General features: G+C 70.9%; 25 protein-coding genes. 4 read left to right on the forward strand and 21 right to left on the reverse strand.

Annotated elements, in window-relative coordinates:
• Window positions 1-11: 11 nt before the first annotated feature.
• From EEW87_RS08115 to infA, 8 genes are all read right to left on the reverse strand, one after another.
• On the reverse strand, window positions 12-3,122 hold the full coding sequence (locus EEW87_RS08115; protein WP_123092221.1) for a pullulanase X25 domain-containing protein: 3,111 nt from the start codon (window positions 3,120-3,122) through the stop codon (window positions 12-14).
• 191 nt (window positions 3,123-3,313) lie between these two features.
• Window positions 3,314-3,865, reverse strand: coding sequence for a 50S ribosomal protein L17 (gene rplQ / locus EEW87_RS08120; RefSeq protein ID WP_123092222.1), 552 nt, complete (start codon window positions 3,863-3,865; stop codon window positions 3,314-3,316).
• Window positions 3,866-3,919: 54 nt separating this feature from the next.
• A complete protein-coding gene (locus EEW87_RS08125; RefSeq protein ID WP_123092223.1) occupies window positions 3,920-4,945 on the reverse strand; it encodes a DNA-directed RNA polymerase subunit alpha in 1,026 nt (341 codons plus the stop codon).
• Window positions 4,946-5,113: 168 nt separating this feature from the next.
• The gene (gene rpsD / locus EEW87_RS08130; protein WP_123092224.1) at window positions 5,114-5,722 is read right to left on the reverse strand and encodes a 30S ribosomal protein S4; all 609 of its coding nucleotides are present in this window, start codon (window positions 5,720-5,722) and stop codon (window positions 5,114-5,116) included.
• A 26-nt stretch (window positions 5,723-5,748) separates the two neighbouring features.
• Window positions 5,749-6,147, reverse strand: coding sequence for a 30S ribosomal protein S11 (rpsK, locus tag EEW87_RS08135; protein ID WP_068277192.1), 399 nt, complete (start codon window positions 6,145-6,147; stop codon window positions 5,749-5,751).
• Window positions 6,147-6,524 (reverse strand): 30S ribosomal protein S13, encoded by a 378-nt coding sequence (gene rpsM / locus EEW87_RS08140; protein WP_068277189.1) that lies wholly within the window; start codon window positions 6,522-6,524, stop codon window positions 6,147-6,149. Before rpsM ends, rpsK begins: the two co-directional genes overlap by 1 nt.
• 254 nt (window positions 6,525-6,778) lie before the next feature.
• Window positions 6,779-6,892, reverse strand: a complete 114-nt coding sequence (gene rpmJ, locus EEW87_RS08145; RefSeq protein ID WP_006592630.1) for a 50S ribosomal protein L36 — start codon at window positions 6,890-6,892, stop codon at window positions 6,779-6,781.
• A gap of 82 nt (window positions 6,893-6,974) precedes the next feature.
• Window positions 6,975-7,196: a translation initiation factor IF-1 gene (gene infA, locus EEW87_RS08150; protein ID WP_007928045.1), complete on the reverse strand. Its 222-nt coding sequence runs from the start codon at window positions 7,194-7,196 to the stop codon at window positions 6,975-6,977.
• 285 nt (window positions 7,197-7,481) lie between these two features.
• On the opposite strand from infA, the gene EEW87_RS08155 reads away from it, so the two are divergent.
• Entirely contained in the window at window positions 7,482-9,143 is a 1,662-nt protein-coding gene (locus tag EEW87_RS08155; protein ID WP_123092376.1) for a BCCT family transporter, read from the forward strand.
• On the opposite strand, the gene meaB is transcribed toward EEW87_RS08155, so the two are convergent.
• From meaB to EEW87_RS08175, 4 genes are all read right to left on the reverse strand, one after another.
• The gene (gene meaB / locus EEW87_RS08160; RefSeq protein ID WP_123092377.1) at window positions 9,116-10,108 is read right to left on the reverse strand and encodes a methylmalonyl Co-A mutase-associated GTPase MeaB; all 993 of its coding nucleotides are present in this window, start codon (window positions 10,106-10,108) and stop codon (window positions 9,116-9,118) included. The genes EEW87_RS08155 and meaB overlap by 28 nt on opposite strands.
• Window positions 10,101-12,296 (reverse strand): methylmalonyl-CoA mutase, encoded by a 2,196-nt coding sequence (scpA, locus tag EEW87_RS08165; protein WP_123092225.1) that lies wholly within the window; start codon window positions 12,294-12,296, stop codon window positions 10,101-10,103. Before scpA ends, meaB begins: the two co-directional genes overlap by 8 nt.
• Window positions 12,293-14,173, reverse strand: a complete 1,881-nt coding sequence (locus EEW87_RS08170) for a methylmalonyl-CoA mutase family protein (protein WP_225985133.1) — start codon at window positions 14,171-14,173, stop codon at window positions 12,293-12,295. Before EEW87_RS08170 ends, scpA begins: the two co-directional genes overlap by 4 nt.
• Before the next feature lie 168 nt (window positions 14,174-14,341).
• Window positions 14,342-14,848: a winged helix-turn-helix transcriptional regulator gene (locus tag EEW87_RS08175; RefSeq protein WP_123092226.1), complete on the reverse strand. Its 507-nt coding sequence runs from the start codon at window positions 14,846-14,848 to the stop codon at window positions 14,342-14,344.
• A 107-nt stretch (window positions 14,849-14,955) separates the two neighbouring features.
• On the opposite strand from EEW87_RS08175, the gene EEW87_RS08180 reads away from it, so the two are divergent.
• Genes EEW87_RS08180 through EEW87_RS08190 form a run of 3 tightly spaced genes read left to right on the forward strand, consistent with a single transcriptional unit; the run spans window position 14,956 to window position 16,601 of the window.
• Window positions 14,956-15,597 carry a dihydrofolate reductase family protein gene (locus tag EEW87_RS08180; RefSeq protein WP_123092227.1) on the forward strand — a complete coding sequence of 214 codons (642 nt, stop codon included), beginning with the start codon at window positions 14,956-14,958 and terminating at the stop codon, window positions 15,595-15,597.
• Window positions 15,598-15,609: 12 nt separating this feature from the next.
• The gene (locus EEW87_RS08185) at window positions 15,610-16,176 is read left to right on the forward strand and encodes a dihydrofolate reductase family protein (RefSeq protein ID WP_123092228.1); all 567 of its coding nucleotides are present in this window, start codon (window positions 15,610-15,612) and stop codon (window positions 16,174-16,176) included.
• Complete coding sequence (locus tag EEW87_RS08190) at window positions 16,173-16,601, forward strand: YybH family protein (RefSeq protein ID WP_123092229.1); 429 nt, start codon at window positions 16,173-16,175, stop codon at window positions 16,599-16,601. Before EEW87_RS08185 ends, EEW87_RS08190 begins: the two co-directional genes overlap by 4 nt.
• A gap of 3 nt (window positions 16,602-16,604) precedes the next feature.
• Here the strand turns inward: EEW87_RS08190 and map are convergent, their stop codons facing one another.
• From map to rpsH, 9 genes are all read right to left on the reverse strand, one after another.
• The gene (gene map / locus EEW87_RS08195) at window positions 16,605-17,453 is read right to left on the reverse strand and encodes a type I methionyl aminopeptidase (RefSeq protein ID WP_123092230.1); all 849 of its coding nucleotides are present in this window, start codon (window positions 17,451-17,453) and stop codon (window positions 16,605-16,607) included.
• Window positions 17,454-17,467: 14 nt separating this feature from the next.
• The gene (locus tag EEW87_RS08200) at window positions 17,468-18,031 is read right to left on the reverse strand and encodes an adenylate kinase (RefSeq protein WP_068277172.1); all 564 of its coding nucleotides are present in this window, start codon (window positions 18,029-18,031) and stop codon (window positions 17,468-17,470) included.
• A gap of 1 nt (window position 18,032) precedes the next feature.
• Window positions 18,033-19,358, reverse strand: coding sequence for a preprotein translocase subunit SecY (secY, locus tag EEW87_RS08205; RefSeq protein ID WP_123092231.1), 1,326 nt, complete (start codon window positions 19,356-19,358; stop codon window positions 18,033-18,035).
• 204 nt (window positions 19,359-19,562) lie between these two features.
• A complete protein-coding gene (gene rplO, locus EEW87_RS08210) occupies window positions 19,563-20,045 on the reverse strand; it encodes a 50S ribosomal protein L15 (RefSeq protein ID WP_068277166.1) in 483 nt (160 codons plus the stop codon).
• Window positions 20,046-20,047: 2 nt separating this feature from the next.
• Complete coding sequence (rpmD, locus tag EEW87_RS08215; protein WP_123092232.1) at window positions 20,048-20,230, reverse strand: 50S ribosomal protein L30; 183 nt, start codon at window positions 20,228-20,230, stop codon at window positions 20,048-20,050.
• Window positions 20,230-20,895 carry a 30S ribosomal protein S5 gene (rpsE, locus tag EEW87_RS08220; protein ID WP_068277159.1) on the reverse strand — a complete coding sequence of 222 codons (666 nt, stop codon included), beginning with the start codon at window positions 20,893-20,895 and terminating at the stop codon, window positions 20,230-20,232. The genes rpmD and rpsE overlap by 1 nt, the downstream gene beginning before the upstream one ends.
• 37 nt (window positions 20,896-20,932) lie before the next feature.
• The gene (rplR, locus tag EEW87_RS08225) at window positions 20,933-21,307 is read right to left on the reverse strand and encodes a 50S ribosomal protein L18 (protein WP_068277158.1); all 375 of its coding nucleotides are present in this window, start codon (window positions 21,305-21,307) and stop codon (window positions 20,933-20,935) included.
• A 3-nt stretch (window positions 21,308-21,310) separates the two neighbouring features.
• On the reverse strand, window positions 21,311-21,847 hold the full coding sequence (rplF, locus tag EEW87_RS08230) for a 50S ribosomal protein L6 (RefSeq protein ID WP_068277153.1): 537 nt from the start codon (window positions 21,845-21,847) through the stop codon (window positions 21,311-21,313).
• A gap of 11 nt (window positions 21,848-21,858) precedes the next feature.
• Complete coding sequence (gene rpsH / locus EEW87_RS08235) at window positions 21,859-22,257, reverse strand: 30S ribosomal protein S8 (RefSeq protein WP_068277152.1); 399 nt, start codon at window positions 22,255-22,257, stop codon at window positions 21,859-21,861.
• Window positions 22,258-22,395 lie beyond the last annotated feature (138 nt).

Consider the following 22,395-nt stretch of genomic DNA (forward strand, 5'->3'; position numbering starts at 1 on the left):
GGGGGCGCCCCCTAGCTGCTCGTCGCCTGGCCGACGTGCGTGGCCGAGTCGTAGGAGAAGACGGTCTTCGCGCCGTCGGCCGGCACGGTGACGGTGATGTTGCCGCCCGTCGGCGACCCGCCGGCCCCGTAGCTCGTCGTCCACGACAGGTCGTGGGCAATCTTGAAGCTCCACGTACCCGCGGGGATCTTCGTCGTCGCCCACGTGTACGTGCCGTCGCCGTCCTTGTCCTGCAGCCACGGGCGCATGCACGCCGGCGACCAGTCGGCCGCGCAGCCGAGCTCGGACTGGTAGTCACCGGGCGCCGTGACGACCGGGCCGTCCTCGGACGTCGTCGCCCAGTGCGTCGTCGGGTCGTAGTAGAAGCTCACGGGGCCGTCGGTCTCGTAGGAGATGTTCGCGCCGTCGCGCTCCCCCTTCTCGCCGTAGTTCTCGGTCCACGTCCGGTCGAGCGCGGCCTTGAAGGCGTAGGGCCCGGCGGGGAGGGTGTAGCTGCCCTTCCAGATCGAGTCCTGCGGGTCCAGCGTCAGCTGCGCCTGGTCGCACCACGGCTCCCAGTCGGCGGCGCAGCCCATCTCCGAGTTGTGGGTGCCCGCGACGGCGACAGCACCGGGCTGCGTGGCCGGCGGGTCGCCGATCTCGGCCTCGGGCGCCGGGCCGGTGGCGGAGACGACGCTGGCCCAGTCGCTGTCGGCGGAGACCCGGCCCGCGGCGTCCTCGACGACGACGCGGTACTCGAGCATCGTCCCGAGCGCCATGCCCTCGACGTCGTGGAAGACGCGGTAGGGCGCGTTGTCGTCGGTGCCCACGGTGCGCCAGGTCTTCGTGCCGACCGGGCGGTAGAGGACGGTGGCCTGGGCGAAGGTCCCCGAGGTGACGTCGGCGGAGATCTCCGCGCGCCCGCCGACGGCGTGGTCGGTGCCGGCGTTCAGCTCGACCGTCGGCGCCGCGGTGCCGGTCGAGATCGTCCGGTTGGCCTTCCACACGCGCACCGACAGCGGAGGCACGGTGACGCTCACACGGCCGTCGGCGCCGGGGCGCACCGACGGGGCGCCCGGCGTCACCGGGGTGAAGAGCGCGCCGTCGTAGCGACCCTTGCCGGCGCGGGCCGACCCCTTCGTCCACGTCGCGAAGCTCGCGGTCTGCGTCGTCGTCGAGTTGTTCGCCGCGACGACGTACTCGATCTTCTTCGACGCGTCGAGACGGGACACGGCGAAGATGCCGGCGTCGTCGGAGGCGTACCGCGCGACCTGCGCCCCGTCGGCGAGCGCGGGGTGCTTCGCGCGCATCCGGGAGAGCTCGGCGACGTGGCGGTAGAGCGGGTGGGTGCGCGAGTAGCGGTCGCGCGATCCCTCCGGCCCGGCGAGGACGTCCTCGGCGTTGTAGATCGAGGTCTTGCTGGCGAACATGTCCTGGCGCGCGAGCTGGTCGCCGCCGGTGCCGATGAAGCCCTGCTCGTCGCCGTAGTACGTCACCGGGTTGCCGCGGGTGGTGAACATCAGGCTCTGCGCGAGGCGCACGCGGGCGAGGTGCTGCTTCTCGTCCGTGCTCGAGTCCTTCAAGAACATCGAGGCGCGGCCCATGTCGTGGTTCCCGAGGAAGGTCGGCAGCTGGTAGGCGTTGCTGTCCGCATCGGTGTACCAGTCGTCCTTGGCGAAGAAGTCGGCGAGCGTCGCGGCCGACTTCCCCTTCGCGAAGTCGACGCCCTGCTGCTGGAAGCCGAAGTCGAGGGTGGCCTGGAGCTTGCCGCGGGTCGTGTACTCCGACATGACCGCGGGGTTGCCGTCGTAGACCTCGCCGAAGGCGAAGAAGTCGTCGTTCTTCTTCTGCGCGTGGGTGAGCAGGTCGGGCATGAACTGCTGCCAGAACTCGAGGTTGACGTGCTTGACGGTGTCGATCCGGAAGCCGTCGATGCCGAAGTCGGCCCACTGCTTGTAGATCTCGCCCATGCCCTCGACGACCTCGGGGCGCTCGGTGAAGAGGTCGTCGAGACCGATGAAGTCGCCGTACGTCGAGCTCTCGCCGGCGAAGGTCGAGTCACCGCGGTTGTGGTACATCAGCGGGTCGTTGAGCCACGCCGGGACCTTGACGTCCTTCTCCGCGGGACGCACGAAGGGGGTGTACGGGAAGGACGTGCGGTCCATCGCCGGCCACTGCGAGGCGGGCTTGCCGACGAAGTCGCGGTCGTCGAAGGCCGTGCCGCTCGTGTCGGTGTACGGCGAGGACTTCTTGCTCTTGTACGTGTACGCGCCCTCCTCGTAGTCGATGACGTCCGCGGTGTGGTTGGTGATGATGTCGAAGAAGACCTTCATCCCCTTCTTGTGCGCGGCGTCGATGAGGGTCTTCATCTCGGCGTTCGTGCCCAGGTGCGGGTCGATCTGGGTGAAGTCGGTGATCCAGTACCCGTGGTAGCCCGCGCTCTCCTCGCCGGCCTTGCCCTGCACCGGCTTGTTCTTGAAGCTCGGGGTGAGCCAGATCGCGGTCGTCCCCATGCCCTTGATGTAGTCGAGCTTGCCGGTGAGGCCCTTGAGGTCACCCCCGTGGTAGAAGGCCTTGTCGCTCGGGTCGTACCCGGTGCTCAGGCGCCCGCCGGTGAGCCCCCCGCGGTCGTTGGCGGTGCTGCCGTTGGCGAAGCGGTCGGCCATGACGAAGTAGAAGCGCTCGCGCCCCAGCGGCCCGCGCAGCGAGTCGGCGGCGGCCTTCTTGTCCGCGCTGCTCGTCGCCCCGGCGAGGCCGAGCGGCGTCATGGTGGTGACGTGGCTCGTCTCGTCGTAGCTCACCCGCAGCCGGGCCGGGCCCTCGAGCACGAGCGGCACGTTCGAGCCGTCCTTGACGCCCCCGGCGCCGTAGTTCTCGGCCCACCCGTCGTCGATGGCGACCTTGTACTCGTAGCTGCCGGCGGGCAGCGAGATCGTCGCCGACCACGTCTTCCCGGAGGCATCCTGGACGAGGTGGGCCTTCGCGCACGCGGGGTCCCAGTCGGCGGCGCAGCCGAGCTCGTCCTGCAACGAGCCGACGAGGGTGACGCTGCTCGGCTCGGCGGCGCTGGCGGGGGCGGACAGGGCGAAGGGGGCGGCCGCGAGGGCGATCGCGAGGGCTGCGGCGTGGGGGCGTCGGACCATGGGGTGCTCCTTGCGGGTCGCCCTCGCCGTCGAGGGCAGTCGGGCGGAGCGTAGGCCCGCCGTGACCTGCGGCGACAGGTGATCGCGGACTTCTTGGACAACCCTTTACCGAGCAGCCCTCCCGGGCACGACGAAGGGGTGAGCCCCCGCTGCTGCGGGAGGCTCACCCCTTCGTCAGGTGAGGGCCTGGGTCAGGCCTTCTCGCCCTCGGTCGACTCCGTCGACTCGGTGGCCTCGGTCGAGTCCGTGGCCTCGGCCGCGGGGGCCTCGGTCTCGGTCGTCCCGTCCGTGGTCTCCGGCGCGTCCTGCGCCTCCTCGTCCTTGGCCGAGCGCGCGGTGGCGGCCTCTGCCTCGGCGACGACGGCGCGCTTGGGCTTGGCGGAGACGGGCTCGCGCACGAGCTCGATGACGCACATGGGGGCGTTGTCGCCCTTGCGCGGCGCGATCTTCGTGATGCGGGTGTAGCCGCCCTCGCGGTCGGTCATGTCGGGCGCGATCTCGGTGAAGAGACGGTGCACGACACCCTTGTCCTTGACGACCGTCATGACCTTGCGACGGGCGTGCAGGTCACCGCGCTTGGCGAAGGTGACGAGACGCTCGGCGAGCGGGCGCAGACGCTTGGCCTTGGCCTGCGTCGTCGTGATCTGGTCGTGCTCGAAGAGCGACTGGGCCAGGTTGCCGAGCATGAGGCGCTCGTGCGCCGGGCCGCCACCCAGACGACGTCCCTTGGTGGGGGTGGGCATGGTGATTCTCCTTGAGTTGCAAGCCGACCCGGACGGGTCAGGCCGTCGGGTGGGTCAGAGCTGCTCGTCCTCGACGAAGGACTGGTCGTCCTCGTAGTCCTCGTCGCCGTAGCTGTCGACGATCTGGCTCGGGTCGAAGCCGGGAGGGCTGTCCTTGAGGGCCATGCCCATGCCGTGCAGCTTGGCCTTGACCTCGTCGATCGACTTCGCGCCGAAGTTGCGGATGTCGAGCAGGTCGGCCTCGCTGCGACCGACGAGCTCGCCGACGGTGTGGATGCCCTCGCGCTTGAGGCAGTTGTAGGACCGGACGGTGAGGTCGAGGTCCTCGATCGGCAGCGCCATGTCCGCGGCGAGCGCGGCGTCGGTCGGCGACGGGCCCATGTCGATGCCCTCGGCCTCGACGTTGAGCTCACGGGCCAGGCCGAAGAGCTCGACGAGCGTCTTGCCGGCGGAGGCCATGGCGTCGGCCGGGGTCATCGAGCTCTTCGTCTCGACGTCGACGACGAGACGGTCGAAGTCGGTGCGCTGCTCGACACGGGTCGCCTCGACCTTGTAGGTCACGGCGAGGACCGGGCTGTAGATGGAGTCGACCGGGATGCGGCCGATCTCCTGCTCGCCGGACTTGTTCTGCTGGGCCGAGACGTAGCCGCGGCCGCGCTCGACGGTGAGCTCCATCTCGACGGAGCCCTTGTCGTTGAGCGTCGCGATGTGCAGGTCCGGGTTGTGGACCTCGACGCCGGCCGGCGGGTTGATGTCCGCGGCGGTGACGGGGCCGGAGCCGGTCTTGCGCAGGTACATGACGACCGGCTCGTCGTTCTCCGAGGAGACGACGAGGCTCTTGAGGTTGAGGATGATCTCGGTGACGTCCTCCTTGACCCCCGGGATCGTGGAGAACTCGTGGAGCACGCCGTCGATCCGGATGGAGGTGAGGGAGGCACCCGGGATGCTGCTCAGCAGGGTGCGACGCAGGGAGTTGCCCAGCGTGTAGCCGAAGCCCGGCTCGAGGGGCTCGATGACGAACCGCGAGCGGTTGTCGGCGACGACGTCCTCGCTGAGGGTGGGGCGCTGTGCGATGAGCACGGTTGTTCCTTCCCACGGGCGACCGCTATATGACGCCTCGTGATGCTGCCGGTGCGACCCGGCTGGTCGTCGCGCATCGGTCCGCGACGACGACCCTGGTGGTCCTCGGACCGGGGGCTCCCCCTTCGCCTCAGGGACGAAGGGGGAGCCACCCGGCAGATCCGAGGATCAGTTCTTCGAGTAGAGCTCGACGATCAGCTGCTCGGTGAGCGGGGTGTCGATCTGCTCACGGGTCGGCAGCTGGTGCACGAGGATCTTCAGGCTGCCCGGGACGACGTGGAGCCACGCCGGGACGGGACGCTCGCCGAAGGTCTCACGCGCGAGCTGGAAGGGGAAGGTCTCGACGGACTGCTTGCGCACCGTGACGATGTCGTACTGCTCGACGCGGTGGCTGGGGACGTCGGTCCGCACGCCGTTGATCTCGAAGTGACCGTGGGTCACGAGCTGACGCGCGTGACGACGGGTCCGGGCTAGACCGGCGCGGTAGATGACGTTGTCGAGACGCGACTCGAGGATGATGAGCAGGTTCGAGCCGGTCTTGCCGGGGCGGTTGGCCGCCTCCTTGTAGTACCGGACGAACTGCTTCTCCATGACGCCGTAGGTGAAGCGGGCGCGCTGCTTCTCCTGGAGCTGGGTGAGGTACTCCTTCTCCTGGATCCGGCGACGGCCGTGCTGGCCGGGCGGGAAGGGACGGAGCTCGAAGTTCTTGTCGCCGCCGACGAGGTCGAGCTTGAGGCGACGGGACTTCTTGGTGATGGGGCCGGTGTAACGAGCCATGGTCTATATCTCCTAGGTTCCCGTGCTCAGACGCGACGGCGCTTGGGCGGACGGACCCCGTTGTGCGGGCTGGGCGTGACGTCGCTGATCGCGCCGACCTCGAGGCCGGCAGCGGTCAGGGAGCGGATCGCGGTCTCACGACCGGAGCCCGGGCCCTTGACAAAGACGTCGACCTTGCGCATGCCGTGCTCCATGGCGCGACGCGCGGCGGCCTCGGCGGCCATCTGCGCGGCGTAGGGGGTCGACTTGCGCGAGCCCTTGAAGCCCACCTGGCCGGCGGAGGCCCAGGAGATCACCGCACCGGTCGGGTCGGTGATGGAGATGATCGTGTTGTTGAACGTGCTCTTGATGTGGGCCTGGCCCACGGCGACGTTCTTCTTGACCTTGCGACGCACCTTGGCGCCGGAACGGGTCTTGGGGGGCATTACTTACCAACCTTCTTCTTGCCGGCGACGGTGCGCTTCGGGCCCTTGCGGGTGCGCGCGTTGGTCTTGGTGCGCTGACCGCGCACGGGCAGACCGCGACGGTGACGCAGACCCTCGTAGGTGCCGATCTCGACCTTGCGGCGGATGTCGGCGGCGACCTCGCGGCGGAGGTCACCCTCGAGCTGGCAGTTGGCCTCGAGCCAGTCGCGCAGGGCGACGAGCTGGGTGTCGTCGAGGTCCTTGACGCGGGTGCTCGGGTCGACGCCGGTGGCGGCGAGGGCCTTCTGCGAGGTCGTGCGACCGACGCCGAAGATGTAGGTCAGTGCGACCTCGGCGCGCTTCTCGCGCGGGAGGTCCACTCCAACAAGACGTGCCATCTTGTGGTGTTTCCTTGTCTGTGCATCCGGAGGTCGTGGTGCAGCACCGGTCCGAGGAGCTCTCCCCGCACCTGGGCGGGGTCCTGCGGTCCTCGGCCTCCGGGCCGAGGGTGACGTCCTGCGCGGCGCGACTGCGCCGCCAGATCCGGCCGCGAGGCGGCCTTCTTCAGGGGTCGGGTGCTGCGTGCGGTGTGTACGTGTCGTGAAGCTCTATGACGTGGTGCTGGGCCCGTGAGGGCCCGGGTGGGTCGCGATCAGCCCTGGCGCTGCTTGTGGCGCAGGTTCTCGCAGATCACCATGACCCGACCGTTGCGGCGGATCACCTTGCACTTGTCACAGATCTTCTTGACGCTCGGCTGAACCTTCACTGCCAACTCGTCCTTGGTCGATCTGTCCCGAGCCCCAGATGGGTGCCGGGTCGTACATGCGTCGTGTCGGGTGGCCCGACCGTCAGCGGTAGCGGAAGACGATGCGGCCGCGGGTCAGGTCGTACGGGCTGAGCTCGACGACAACCTTGTCCTCGGGGAGGATCCGGATGTAGTGCTGACGCATCTTGCCCGAGATGTGGGCGAGAACCTTGTGACCGTTCGTCAGCTCGACCCGGAACATCGCGTTCGGGAGTGCTTCGACGATCGTGCCCTCGACCTCGATGACACCGTCCTTCTTGGCCATATCCTCTCAATCCGTGTGATTGGGGCCCTCTGGATGAGGACGCCCGGGGACGCCCCGTGCGCGCAGCACGCACACGAGAGCGACGCCCCATCCTACGGGACCGGGTGAGGACCCACGAAATCGGGTGAGCGTCAGCGGCGGGGCGCCCACCTCACGAGATGGTGACGATCCTCTCGAGCCCCCGGGGCTCGGCTTGCCCCGCCGGGGGCGTCGATGACACACGTGGAGGTCGGCCGCGACGCACCCCTTGCCCGCACGTGGCCGTCGACGACCCGGAAGGTACCCGTGGACGCTTTTGCCCGCAGGCTCGGACTGCGCACCCAGCCGACGATCTTCTTCACCTCGGCAGGACTCATGGTCCTGCTGCTCGCGGCCCTCCTGATCTTCCCCGACCAGCTCGGGTCCGCCTTCGGCGCCGGACGCGAGTGGGTGGTGACGAACCTCGGCTGGTACTTCATCTTCGGCGTGACGGCCTGGCTGGTCACCCTCCTCGTCGTGGCCTTCGGCCCGTACGGCCAGATCACCCTCGGCGACCCCGACGACCGCCCTGACTACTCCTTCCTCTCGTGGTTCGCGATGCTCTTCGCCGGGGGCATCGGCACGGTGCTGATGTTCTGGGGGGTCGCCGAGCCAATCTCTCACCTCTCCGACCCCCCGCTCGGGGCCGACCCCTACACGCCGGCTGCCGCGCAGGACGCGATGGACGTCGCGCTCTACCACCTGAGCCTGCACACGTGGGCGATCTTCGCCCTGCCCGGCCTGGCCTTCGCGTACTTCATCCACCGTTACCACCTGCCGGTCCGGGTCAGCTCGGTCTTCTACCCGCTCATCGGTGAGCGCATCTACGGACCGCTGGGCCGGGGGATCGACGTCCTCGCGATCCTCGGCACGCTCTTCGGCGTCGCGGTCTCGATCGGCCTCGGCACCCAGCAGATCGGGGCCGGCCTCGGCGCGCTCTTCGGCTGGGAGAACTCCACGACCCTTCAGGTCGTCGTCATCGCCGTGCTCACCACCGTGGCGACCGGCTCGATCGTCGCGGGGCTCGACCGGGGCATCAAGCTGCTCTCGAACCTCAACATCGCCATGGCGGTCGGGCTCATGCTCTTCGTCTTCCTCGCGGGGGGCATGACGCTCTTCCTCACGCGTGAGCTCTTCGAGACGCTCGGGAGCTATCTCACCTCCCTGCCGCGCCTCGCGCTCTGGCAGGACGCCCTGGCCGACGAGACCGGCGACGGATGGGGCTGGCAGGCGGGCTGGACCGTCTTCTACTGGGCGTGGACCGTCAGCTGGGCACCCTTCATGGGGATCTTCCTCGCTCGCATCTCGAAGGGGCGCACCATCCGGGAGTTCGTGCTCGGGGTCCTGCTCGCGCCCTCCGCCTTCACCCTCGTGTGGTTCGTGACCTTCGGCTGGTCGGCCATGTCCCTCGACGGCATGGACGGCACGCAGGGACCCATCTCGGCGGCCGTGGCCGACAGCGTGCCGCTGGCGATGTTCGAGCTCTTCGAGTCCTACCCGCTGACGACCGTGCTCCAGGGACTCGGCGTGGTCATCGTCGCTCTCTTCTTCGCCACGAGCGCCGACTCGTCCTCCCTCGTCGTCGACATGCTCTGCACCGGAGACGGGGAGGCCGGACCGGTCCGCCAACGCCTCTTCTGGGGCCTGTCCCAGGGCGCGCTCGCCGCGCTCCTGCTCGTCCTGGCGGGCGACGCAGGGCTCACCGCGCTGCAGGAGGTCATCACCGTCGTCGGGCTGCCGATGTTCACGTTGATGTTCCTCGCCGGCATCGGCCTCGTCGTGGCCCTGCGCAAGGAGCGCCTGCGCTACGTCACCCAGGTCGTCGGGCTGCCCCCCGAGGCGGCAGAGGCCGGCCAGGAAGCCCTCGACCGCGGCGAGATCCTCACCGAGGGCTCGCAGGCTCAGGCCGAGCCGAGGTCGCGGGCGTAGGCGTCGAGCACCCGGCGAGCGGCGTCGACGGCGCTCACGCGACCCGAGGCGACGTCCTCGCCGACGTCGGCGACGACCTCGCGGACCGCGGGGCTGCGCCGGACCCCGTCGCGCAGCTCGGCGTCGACCATCGCCCACATCCAGCTCGTCTGCTGCTCGCGGCGCCGGGCCTCGAGCGAGCCGTGCTCGGTGAGGTAGGCGCGGTGGTCGAGGACCGCCTGCCACACCTCGTCCAGACCGGCGCCGGTCTGGGCGCTGCACGTGAGGACCGGGGGTCGGCGGGCAGAGGGGTCGGGGTTCATGAGGCGCATCGCGCCGCTCAGCTCGCGGGCGGCGACGCGGGCGTCGCCCTCGTGCGGCCCGTCGGCCTTGTTGACCGCGATGACGTCGGCCATCTCGAGGATGCCGCGCTTGATGCCCTGGAGCTGGTCGCCGCCGCGGGCGAGGGCGAGCAGGAGGAAGGTGTCGACCATCTCGGCGACGGCCACCTCGGACTGGCCGACGCCGACGGTCTCGACGAGCACGACGTCGAAGCCCGCGGCCTCGAGCACGAGCATCGACTCCCGGGTGGCCCGGGCGACACCGCCGAGGTGGCGGCCCGACGGCGAGGGCCGCACGAAGGCGTCCTCGGTGCTCGTCAGGCGCGCCATCCGGGTGCGGTCGCCGAGGACAGAGCCGCCGGTGCGCGAGGACGAGGGGTCGACGGCGACGACCGCGACCCGGTGGCCCTGCTCGACGAGCCGGGTGCCCAGGGCGTCGATGAAGGTCGACTTGCCGGCCCCCGGGATGCCGGAGATGCCGACGCGCACTCCCCCGCCGGTCTCGGGCGCGATCTGCTCGAGCAGGGCTCGAGCCTGGTCGCGGTGGTCGGGGCGCGAGGACTCGACGAGGGTGATCGCCCGGGCGACGTGCGCGCGCGAGCGCGCCCGCACCCCGGCGACGAGATCGGCGACCGGGTCAGGCATCGCCCGACGCACGCTCCTGCAGCCGCGCGACGAGACGCACCGCCGCGTCGGCGATGACGGTCCCGGGCGGGTAGATGTCGTCGGCCCCCGCGGCCCGCAGCTCCTCGAAGTCCTGGTCGGGGATGACCCCGCCGACGACGATCATGAGGTCCTGGCGCCCCAGGGCGTCGAGCTCGCGGCGCAGCGCCGGCACGAGGGTCAGGTGCCCCGCGGCCAGCGAGCTCACCCCGACGACGTGCACGTCCGCCTCGACCGCCTGACGGGCGACCTCGGCCGGGGTCTGGAAGAGCGGGCCCACGTCGACGTCGAAGCCGAGATCGGCGAAGGCGGTCGCGATGACCTTCTGCCCGCGGTCGTGCCCGTCCTGGCCCATCTTCGCGACGAGGATGCGCGGGCGACGCCCCTCCTGCTGCTCGAAGTCCTCGACGGCGGCCTGGGCCTCTCGCACCGAGCCGCTCCCCTTCGCCTCGTCGCGGTACACACCCGAGATCGTACGGATCTGGGCGGTGTAGCGGCCGTAGACCTCCTCGAGCGCGGCCGACATCTCTCCGACCGTCGCCTTGGCGCGCGCCGCGTCGATGGCGAGCGCGAGGAGGTTGGTCTCCATGTCGCCGCCGTCGGCCCGGGCGGCCTGCGTGAGCGCCGCGAGCGCGGCCTGCGTCTCCTCCTCGTCGCGCTCGGCGCGCAGGCGCTCCAGGCTCGCGACCTGGCTCGCGCGCACCGCGGCGTTGTCGACCTTGAGCACCTCGATCGGCTCGTCCTCGTCGACGGGGTAGGTGTTGACGCCGATGACCGGCTGGGCCCCGGAGTCGATGCGCGCCTGGGTGCGGGCGGCCGCCTCCTCGATGCGCATCTTCGGGATCCCGGCCTCGATCGCCTTCGCCATGCCGCCGGCCGCCTCGACCTCCTCGATGTGCGCCCACGCCCGCTGCGCGAGGTCGTGGGTGAGCCGCTCGACGTAGGCGCTGCCGCCCCAGGGGTCGATGACGCGGCAGGTGCCCGACTCCTGCTGCAGGACGATCTGGGTGTTGCGGGCGATCCGCGCGGAGAAGTCGGTCGGCAGCGCGATCGCCTCGTCGAGCGCGTTCGTGTGCAGGCTCTGCGTGTGGCCCTGGGTGCTCGCCATCGCCTCGACCCCGGTGCGCACGACGTTGTTGAAGACGTCCTGCGCGGTGAGGCTCCAGCCGGAGGTCTGGCTGTGGGTGCGCAGCGAGAGCGACTTGGGGTTGCTCGGCTCGAAGCCCTCCTGCACGAGCCGGGCCCACAGCAGCCGGGCGGCCCGCAGCTTGGCGACCTCCATGAAGAAGTTCATCCCGATGGCCCAGAAGAAGGACAGCCGCGGGGCGAAGCGGTCGACGTCGAGCCCCGCGTCGCGCCCGGCGCGGATGTACTCGACGCCGTCGGCGAGCGTGTACGCGAGCTCGAGGTCCTGCGTCGCCCCGGCCTCCTGCATGTGGTAGCCGGAGATCGAGATCGAGTTGAAGCGCGGCATCCGCCGGCTGGTGAAGGCGAAGATGTCGGAGATGATCCGCATCGACGGCTCGGGCGGGTAGATGTAGGTGTTGCGGACCATGAACTCCTTGAGGATGTCGTTCTGGATGGTGCCGCTCAGCTGCTCCGGGCTCACCCCCTGCTCCTCGGCCGCGACGACGTAGAGCGCGAGGACCGGCAGGACAGCGCCGTTCATCGTCATCGACACCGACATCTGGTCCAGCGGGATCCCGTCGAAGAGGGTGCGCATGTCGTAGATGGAGTCGATCGCCACGCCGGCCATCCCGACGTCTCCCTCGACCCGGGGGTGGTCGGAGTCGTAGCCACGGTGGGTCGCGAGGTCGAAGGCGACCGAGAGCCCCTTCTGCCCGGCGGCGAGGTTGCGCCGGTAGAAGGCGTTGGACTGCTCGGCCGTCGAGAAGCCCGCGTACTGCCGGATCGTCCACGGCTGGTTGACGTACATCGTCGGGTAGGGGCCGCGCAGGTAGGGCGCGGCGCCGGGCACGGTGCCGAGGAAGTCCAGGCCCGCGGTGTCGGCCTCGGTGTAGACGGGCGCGACGGTGATGTGCTCGGGGGTCTGCCACCCGTCGGCCGCGCCGGGCACCTGCTCGAGCAGCTCGGCCCAGCGGGCGGCGGCGTCCTCGCCGGGCAGGCCCTCGCCGAGCGAGGCGGTGGACAGGTCGGGGATCGCGCTCATCGGGCGTCTCCATCCGTCGTCGTGGTCACGTCGTCCCCGGCCCCGAGCCGGGTCAGCAGGTCGGAGAGGAGGGCGACGACGTCGACGCCCTCACGGGCCTCGACGACGCCGTGGTCGCCCTCGCCGAGCTCGCCCGCCCGTCCGGCGAGCACGACGTGCTCGACGCCGGCCCCGCGCAGCGCGGCGAGGACCTCGAGCCCGTGCTCGGCGTTGACCCGGGGCGAGGTCGCGAGGACGGCGACCGGCAGGGCGCTGTCGCGGGCCTCCGCAGCGGCCGTGTCGGCGTCGGCGCCGTCGACGAGACGGGCGCCGATGCCGGCGACGGCGAGCAGGTTCGTCGCGAAGGTCTGACGGGCCCCGAAGTCCCGGCGGCTGCCGGGGCTGACGACGAGCACCGTCGGGTCGTCGAGCCGGGCGGCCCGGGCGCGCAGACGCTCGAAGACCTCGCCGTCGCGGTGGCGGGGCAGACCCCCCGACGGGGGCTGGGGGCGGGGTGCGCGCTGCAGCGGCGTCTCGCCGGCGAGCGGGAAGGTGGAGGTGCCGGTGAGCGGGACCTGCCGGGTCGTGAGGCCGCGCAGGCGCTCCTGCCACATCGCCTCGAGCCCGCGGGCGAGCGAGCCGTCGGCGAGTGCTGCCGCCACTCCCCCGGACGCGTCGAGCTCGCCGAGCCGCGCCCAGGCGCGCTCGGCCATCTCGTCGGTGAGGGCCTCGACGTACCAGGAGCCACCGGCGGGGTCGGCGACGGCCGCGACGTGGCTCTCGAGCGCGAGCAGGCTCTGGGTGTTGCGGGCCAGACGCCGGGAGAAGGCCTCCGGCAGCCCGAGCGGGGTGTCGTAGGGCAGCACGGTGATGGCGTCGGCGCCGCCGACGCTCGCGCCGAGACAGGCGATCGTGCCGCGCAGGACGTTGACCCAGGGGTCGGTCGCGGTGAGCATCCGGCCCGAGGTCACGGCGTGGACGCGCGCCGCCCGGGCCCGCTCCGGCACGTCGGCGAGCTCGCCGACGCGGGCCCACACCCGCCGCAGGGCGCGCAGCTTGGCGATCGTCGTGAACTGGTCGGCGGTCACGGCGACGCGCACGTCGATGCTCGCGAAGGCCTCGGCGGCGCCGACCCCCTGCTCCTCGAGCGCGCGGACGTAGGCGACCGCGGTGGCCACGGCGAGCGCGACCTCCTCGACGTCGTGCGCCCCGGCGTCGTGGTAGACGCGGGTGTCGACGGTGAGGGCGCGCACGTCCGTCAGCGCTGCCGCGCGGGTGACGAAGGGGGCGAGCCCGGCGAGGTCGGCGGCTCCCCCGGTCGCCGCTGCGGCGCCGAGCGGGTCCAGCCCGAGACCGGAGCCGGGGGCGAGCTCGGGCGCGGCCTCGAGGAGGTCGAGCAGCGCCGCGGCCGCAGGCCGCTGGGCGATCGTCGAGGAGACGACGACGGGGGCCATGCCGAGGTGGACGCCGTCGAGCGCCCTGGCGAGATCAGCGGGCTCGAGGTGGCCGTCCCCGACCGCGAGCCACAGCGAGGTGACACCCCGCTCGAGGTCGACGAGGGCCGCGCGGCTCGTCGCCGCCGCGTCTCCCCCTTCGTGCAGGGCGCGCACGTCCCACGGCTGGTCGGGCCGGCGCGGGCCGGTGCCGCGGGTGAAGGGCATGGCCCCGGGCACCCCGAGCGGTCGCTCCTGCGCGGGCCGGGTGTAGAGCGGGCGCACGACGACGCCGTCGGGCAGGGTCGTCGACAGCGCCTCGACCGCCTCGTCGGGTCCGAGCGCGTCGTCCTCGGCGCGGCTCTTGCCGACGACCTGCGCGGCCAGCTCGCGCCAGCGTGCCTCGTCGGTGGGCGCGAAGCCCTCGGCCAGCGGCATGACCTCGGTCGGCCGGGCAGACATCATGTGCGCATCGCTCCTCGGGGGCGGCTCGGACGGCTCCTGCGCGCATGCCGGGCAGCGGCGGGACGTCGTCAGGCTACCGGCGGGCGGACCGGTCCAGACTGAGAGATCCCGCACAGCGGCACGGCCCTGGCGGGTCGGCGGGACACCCGCCTCCGGCACCCGTCCGGCTCACCCGTCGACGGGCCCGCGGACGACCTCGGCCTCGTAGGCGGCGCGCAGCCGCTCGCTCGCTCGCGGCCCGGTCGCGGGCGGCAGCGGCGTACCGAGGTGGGCGGCGCGCAGCTCGTCCATGAGCTCGGCGACGAGAGCGGGCCCGCCCTCCTCGAGCAGCCGCTGGCGCACGGTGAGCTCTGGCGACGTCTCGCGGTGCGCCCGCCCCCACGTGCCGAGCGCGACGAGCACGGGCAGGGTCTGGATGCCGGCCTCGGTGAGGGAGTACCTGGCGCGGTGACCGCGCCCGGCGTCCTCGCGCACGAGGAGGCCCGCGGCGACGAGGTCGCGCAGCCGGGCGGCGAGGACGTTGCTCGCGATGCCCTCGAGCGACCCGGAGAGCAGCTCGCGGAAGTACCGACGGTCGCCGAAGATCATGTCGCGCAGGACGACGGCGCTCCACGGGTCGCCGAGCACCTCGACCCCCCGGTTGATCGGGCAGCCCGATCTCGGCTCGGTGCGCATCGTCCCCCTTCGTCCCGCTCGTCCGGCAAGTGGTTGCGCTGCGCAATCACCCTACTCTACGGTGGGGAGCGGTTGCGCATCGCAACCACCTGACCGGCAGGAGCGCCATGTCCGAGGTCGTCGTCACCCAGCTGAGCGTCTCGCTCGACGGCTACGCCACGGGCGAGCCGCAGACCCTCGAGCAGCCCATGGGTCATGCCACCGGCCGTCTCCACGAGTGGATGATGCCGCCCGGCCAGCCCGGGGGCGGGAGGGCCCGCGACGGCGTCGACGGGGCCTTCGCCGCGCTCGGGTGGGACGGCTCGGTCGGCGTCGAGATCATGGGGCGGCGCAAGTTCGGGCCGCAGACCGGGCCGTGGACCGACGAGCAGTGGCAGGGGTGGTGGGGGCCGCGCCCTCCCTTCGAGACCCCCGTCGTCGTCCTCACCCACCACCCGAGACCGACCCTGCACCTCGAGGGGGGCACGAGCTTCCACTTCGTCGACGCCTCCCCCGCCGAGGCGCTCGAGGTCGCCCGCGGGCTCGCCGACGGGCGTGACGTGCGCGTCGGCGGCGGCCCGAGCACGGTGCGCGACTTCGTCGCCGCCGGCCTCGTCGACCGGATGCACGTCGTCGTCGTGCCCGTCCTCCTCGGCCGCGGGGTCTCCCTCTGGGAGGGGCTCGAGGGTCTCGAGGAGCGCTACGACGTCGAGACCGTGGTCTCGCCCGCCTCGGGCGTGAGCCATCTGACCTTCGTGACGAAGCACTGACAGGAGAGCGGCATGGGACGGCTGATCTACGCGATGACCACCACCCTCGACGGGTTCGTCGACGACGCGGGCGAGGCCACCGAGCCCGACCGCGAGCTGCACGAGCACTTCAACCGGATGCAGGAGCGGCTCGTCCTCGACGTCTACGGGCGTCGGATGTGGGAGACGATGCGCTACTGGCAGGACCCGCCCGCCGAGGACCTCGAGGTCCCCTACGTGCGCGAGTACACGCAGGCCTGGCAGGACACCGACCGGGTCGTCGTCTCGCGCACCCTCACGTCGCTCGACGCGCCGCGGACCACCCTGTGGCCCGAGCTCGACGTCGACCGCCTGCGAGCCCTCGTCGCCGAGGCCGACGGCGACGTCTCCGTCGGCGGGCCGACCCTCGCGGGCGCCGCCCTGCGCGCCGGCCTCGTCGACGAGGTGAGCGCGTACGTCGGGCCTCGGGTGGCGGGCGCCGGGTCGCGCCGCTTCGTGCCCGAGGGCCTGCCCCTCGAGCTGCGCCTGCGCGAGACCGAGCGCTTCGCGAGCGGCGTCGTCGCCCTCGTCTACGACGTCGTCGGCGGGGGCACGCGGTGAGCGCCGAGCAGGAGGTGCGGGCGCTGCTCGACGAGCGGGTCGCCGCGGTCGCCGCGAAGGACCCCGCTCCCCTGCTCGCCCGCATGGCCGACGAGCTCGACAGCTTCGGCGTCACCCCGCCGCACCGGGTCCGGGGTCGCGAGGCCATGGCGGCCGGCCTGGAGGCGTGGTTCGCCGGGTACGCCTCCGACATCGGGTACGCGGTGCACGAGCTCGAGGTGCGCGCCGACGGCGACCTCGCGGTCGCGACCTTCGTCTACGCCGTGAGCGGCACGCTGCGCTCGGGCGACGCGGTCGACATGTGGGTCCGGGCGACGGCGGTCCTGCAGCGGCGTGCCGGGCGCTGGCTGGTCGTGCACCAGCACGAGTCGGTCCCGTGGGACCCGACGACCGGCCAGGGCGTCATGCGCCCCGGGTCGGCGTAGCCGTCAGTCGAGCGGGCCGAAGGGGGCGCCCGCCGCCGTGAGCTCGGCCTCGCCGCCGTCGATCGCGGTGAGCACCCACAGGCCGCGCTCGGTGATCGCGACGGAGTGCTCCCAGTGCGCGGCCCGCGAGCCGTCGTCGGTGACGATCGTCCAGTCGTCGGGCAGCACGTGGTTGTCCTGCGAGCCGAGGGTCACCATCGGCTCGACGCAGATCGTCGTGCCGACCGGGGTCGCCGGGCTCCGCCCGGTGTGCCGGTAGTTCGGCACCTGCGGCGGCATGTGCATGTCCTCGCCGATGCCGTGGCCGACGTAGTCGAGGACGATGCCGTACTCGTGGTCGTGCTCCTGGCCGGAGGCGATGATCGAGTCCTCGACGGCGGCGCCGACGTCGCTGATCCGTCCCCCGGCCCGCAGCGCGGCGATGCCCGCCCACATGGAGGCGCGGGTGGCCTCGGACAGGCGCAGGTCGCGGGGTCGCGCCGCCTCCTCGCCGCCGACGACGACGGTCATCGCCGCGTCGCCGTTCCACCCCTGCACCTGGGCGCCGCAGTCGATGCTCAGCAGGTCGCCGGCAGCCAGGACCCGCTCACCGGGGATGCCGTGGACGACCTCCTCGTTGACCGAGGTGCACAGCGTGTGCGAGTAGCCCGGCACGAGCTGGAAGTTCGGGATGCCGCCGTGGTCGCGGATGTGCTGCTCGGCGAGGGCGTCGAGCTGGGCGGTCGTCACGCCCTCACGCACCTCGCCGCGCAGCATCTCCAGGGTGCGGCCGACGAGGAGCCCGGCGACGCGCATGAGCGCGATCTGCTCCGGCGTCTTCGCGACGACGCGCTCGCGCCCCATCCAGCCCATGTGACGACCTGCGCTCAGGCCTGCAGGGCAGCGGCGATGCGCTCGCTGACCTCGTCGACCTCGCCCATGCCGTCGACCTCGACGAGCAGGCCGCGCTCGCGGAAGACCGCGGCGAGGGGCTCGGTCTCGCGGGTGTAGATCGCCTGACGCTCGCGGATGACCTCCTCGGTGTCATCCGCGCGACCCTCGGTCTGCGCGCGCTTGAGCAGCCGCGCGACGACCTCGTCGGTCTCGACGGTGAGCATGAGCACCTTGTCGACGGCCCGGTCGTGCTTGGCGAGCATCGTGTCGAGCGCACTCACCTGACCGGTCGTGCGGGGGTACCCGTCGAGCAGGAAGCCCGGCTCGCAGTCGGCCTCGTCGAGACGGGACTCGACGATCGCGTTCGTCACGTCGTCGGGCACGTAGCCGCCCGCCGCGGTGATCTCCTTGACCTGCAGGCCGAGAGGGGTCTCGGCCTTGATGTTGGCGCGGAAGATGTCACCGGTGGAGATGGCGGGGATGCCGTAGCGCTCGGCGATCCGGGTCGCCTGCGTGCCCTTGCCGGCCCCGGGCGGGCCGAAGATGATCAGTCGCATGTCAGCGGAGGAACCCTTCGTATTCACGTTGCTGGAGCTGGGACTCGATCTGCTTCACCGTCTCCAGACCGACACCGACCATGATGAGGATCGAGGTGCCGCCGAAGGGGAAGTTCTGGTTGGCGCCGACGAGGACGAGGGCGATGAGCGGGATGAGCGAGACCAACGACAGGTAGATGGCGCCCGGGACGGTGATCCGGGTCAGCACGTAGCTCAGGTACTCGGCCGTGGGTCGCCCGGCCCGGATCCCTGGGATGAAGCCACCGTACTTCTTCATGTTGTCCGCGACCTCGGTGGGGTTGAACGTGATCGAGACGTAGAAGAAGGTGAAGAAGAAGATCAGCCCGGTGAAGACGGCGATGTAGACCCACGTCGGCTGCGAGGGGTTGAAGTGCGTCTGCAGCCAGGTCACCCAGCCGGCGGTGTTGCCGCCGGGGTCCTGACGGAACTGCGAGATCATCAGCGGCAGCGAGAGCATCGAGCTGGCGAAGATCACCGGGATGACGTTGGCCATGTTGACCTTGATGGGGATGTACGTCGAGGTCCCGCCGTACATCTGGCGCCCGACCATCCGCTTCGCGTACTGCACGGGGATGCGGCGCTGGCTCTGCTCGACGAAGACGACGGCCGCGATGATGAGCAGCCCGATGCCGATGACGAGGAAGAAGATGTCCCAGCGGCCCTCGCGCTGCTGGATCGCCCACAGCGAGCCGGGGAAGGTCGCGGTGATCGAGGTGAAGATCAGCAGGGACATGCCGTTGCCGACGCCCTTGTCCGTGATGAGCTCGCCGAGCCACATGATCAGGCCCGTGCCGGCGGTCATCGTCAGCACCATGATGAGGATGCTCGGCATCGACTCGCGGTAGAGGATATTCGTGCAGTTCGCGTTGCCGAAGAGCTGGCTGGGGTTGCGGGCGAAGGTGATGAAGGTCGCCGACTGCAGCACCGCCAGCGCGATCGTCAGGTAGCGCGTGTACTGGGTCATCTTCGCCTGACCCTGCTGGCCCTCCTTCTTCAACGCCTCGAAGCGCGGGATGACGACCGTCAGCAGCTGCACGATGATGCTCGCCGTGATGTACGGCATGATCCCGAGCGCGAAGATCGACAGCTGGAGCAGCGCTCCCCCGCTGAAGAGGTTGGCCATCCCGAGGAAGGTCGAGCTCGCGTCGTCACGGGCACCCGCGACGCAGGCGCGCACGGCGGCCGCGTCGACGTTCGGGGTCGGCACGTGCGACCCGAGGCGGAAGAGCACGACGATGCCCAGCGTGAAGAGCAGCTTGCGACGCAGGTCCGGCGTACGGAACGCACGGGTGAAGGCGGAGAGCACCTGATCCTCCAGGTTTCACCGGGTCCACCCGTGATCGACGGGTGCTCCGGTGGCGGGGGGCGAAGACTGAAGCACGATACCCGGCGCACCCGGGGCGGGCGAACGGGGTGGGCGTGAGGGGTGACGCGTCACACGTCGTGACCGACGGCGAAGGGGTCCGCCAGGCTGTGCCCGTCGGACCCCTTCGTCAGTGGCCGTGGTGGATCAGGCGCCGGTGATGGAACCGCCGGCAGCCTCGATCTTCTCCTTGGCGCTCGTGGAGAACGCGTCCACGGTCATGTCGACCGCGACGGTGATCTCGCCGGAGCCGAGGACCTTGACGAGCTGGCCCTTGCGGACCGCGCCCTTGGCGACGAGGTCGTCGACCGTCACGGAACCACCCTCGGGGAAGAGAGCGGAGACGCGGTCGAGGTTGACGACCTGGTACTCCGTCTTGAAGGGGTTCTTGAAGCCGCGGAGCTTCGGCAGACGCATGTGCAGCGGCGTCTGCCCGCCCTCGAAGCCGGCCGGGACCTGGTAGCGGGCCTTCGTGCCCTTCGTACCGCGACCGGCCGTCTTGCCCTTGGAGCCCTCACCGCGACCGACACGGGTCTTCGCGGTCTTGGCGCCCGGGGCGGGACGCAGGTGGTGGACCTTGAGAGCGTGGCTCGAGGCCTCGTTCTCAGTGGTCTTCTTGGCGTCAGCCATGATCAGTCAACCTCCTCGACGGCCACGAGGTGCGCGACCGTACGGACCATGCCACGGATCTCCGGGCGGTCCTCCTTGACGACGACGTCGCCGATGCGCTTCAGACCGAGGCTGCGCAGCGTGTCACGCTGGTTGCTCTTGCCACCGATCTCGGAACGGGTCTGGGTGACCTTCAGCCGCGGCATCAGGCACCTGCCTTCGCGTCGGCGGCCTCACGGGCCTCCTGGCGACCGGCGGCCTGGGCGCGCAGCATCGCGGCCGGGGCGACCTCGTCCAGCGGCAGACCGCGGCGGGCGGCCACGGCCTCCGGACGCTCGAGACCCTTGAGGGCCGCGACCGTCGCGTGGACGATGTTGATCGCGTTGTCCGACCCGAGCGACTTGCTCAGGACGTCGTGGATGCCGGCGCACTCGAGCACCGCACGCACCGGACCACCGGCGATGACACCGGTACCGGGCGAGGCGGGACGGAGCAGGACGACACCCGCGGCGGCCTCACCCTGGATGGGGTGAGGGATGGTGCCCTGGATGCGGGGCACCTTGAAGAACGACTTCTTGGCCTCCTCGACACCCTTGGCGATCGCCGCGGGCACCTCCTTGGCCTTGCCGTAGCCCACGCCCACGGTGCCGTCGCCGTCACCGACGATGACGAGAGCGGTGAAGCTGAAGCGACGACCACCCTTGACGACCTTGGAGACGCGGTTGATGGTCACGACGCGCTCGAGGTACTGGCTCTCGGCGGCGCGGTTGTCGCGGCCGCCGTCGCGGCGGCCCCCGCGGTTGTCACCGCGGCTGTTGGAGCGCTCGTTGGTGCCTGCGGCACCGGCGCCTCGACGCTGGGGTCCGGGCATCAGATGTTCCTCTTCTCGACAGTCTGCTTCTGCGACATCACAGGGCCAGCCCACCTTCGCGGGCACCGTCGGCGATCGCGGCGACGCGGCCGTGGTACTTGTTGCCACCACGGTCGAAGACGACGGCCTCGACACCGGCAGCCTTGGCGCGCTCGGCGACGAGCTCACCGACCTTCTTGGCCTGCTCGGTCTTGCCACCGGTGACGGTGCGGACGTCGGCCTCCATCGTCGACGCGGAGGCGACGGTCTTGCCCACGGTGTCGTCGACGACCTGGACGAAGACGTGCCGGCTCGAGCGGCTGACGACCAGGCGCGGACGGACCGCGGTACCGGTGATCTTCTTGCGCACGCGCAGGTGGCGGCGGCCTCGCGCGGCAACCTTGCCCTTGGCGCGCTTGACAGTCATAGCCATGGCTTACTTACCAGCCTTTCCGACCTTGCGGCGGATGTGCTCGCCCTCGTAGCGGACACCCTTGCCCTTGTACGGGTCGGGCTTGCGGAGCTTGCGGATGTTGGCGGCGACCTCACCGACGAGCTGCTTGTCGATGCCCTGCACCGAGAAGCGGGTGGGGTTCTCGACGGCGAAGGTGATGCCCTCCGGCGCGTCGACCGTGATCGAGTGGCTGTAGCCGAGCGCGAACTCGAGCGAACCGCCCTTGTTCTGCACGCGGTAACCGGTGCCGTGGATCTCGAGCTTCTTCGTGTAGCCCTCGGTCACGCCGACCACCATGTTGTTGATGAGCGAGCGGGTCAGCCCGTGCAGGCTGCGGGACTCGCGAGCGTCGTCGGGGCGGGTGACGGCGACGCCGTCCTCACCCTTCTCGACGGAGATGGGCTGGGCCACGACGTGGCTCAGCTCGCCCTTGGGACCCTTGACGGTCACCGTCGGGCCGTCGATGGTCACGTCGACACCGCTGGGGATGGCGACCGGGAGTCGTCCGATACGCGACATGTTGCTCTCCCTTACCAGACGTAGGCGAGGACTTCCCCACCCACACCCTTGCTAGCGGCCTGCTTGTCCGTGAGGAGACCGGAGGACGTCGAGATGATCGCGACGCCCAGGCCACCGAGGACCTTCGGCAGGTTGGTCGACTTGGCGTACACGCGCAGACCGGGCTTGGACACCCGGCGCACCCCGGCGATGGAGCGCTCGCGGTTCGGGCCGTACTTGAGGTTGATCGTCAGCGTCTTGCCGACGGTCGCGTCGGCGACGGTCCAGCCCGCGATGTAGCCCTCGGCCTGGAGGATCTCCGCGATGTGCGACTTGAGCTTGGAGTACGGCATGGAGACGTCGTCGTGGTGCGCCGAGTTGGCGTTCCGCACGCGGGTCAGCATGTCCGCAATCGGGTCGGTCATGGTCATGGGCTTCTCTTGCCCTTCCTCATCGCGGTTTCACGGTCGGAGGGGATCTCCGGGCGACCTGCGATGTAGAACGTCGGGGGTTGCGGCGGGTGCCGCGGTGGCCGGCGGGCCGAGGTGTCTCACCTCGGCCCTCCGGCC

The sequence above is a fragment of the Janibacter melonis genome, assembly GCF_003721155.3.
Lineage (GTDB): Bacteria > Actinomycetota > Actinomycetes > Actinomycetales > Dermatophilaceae > Marihabitans > Marihabitans melonis.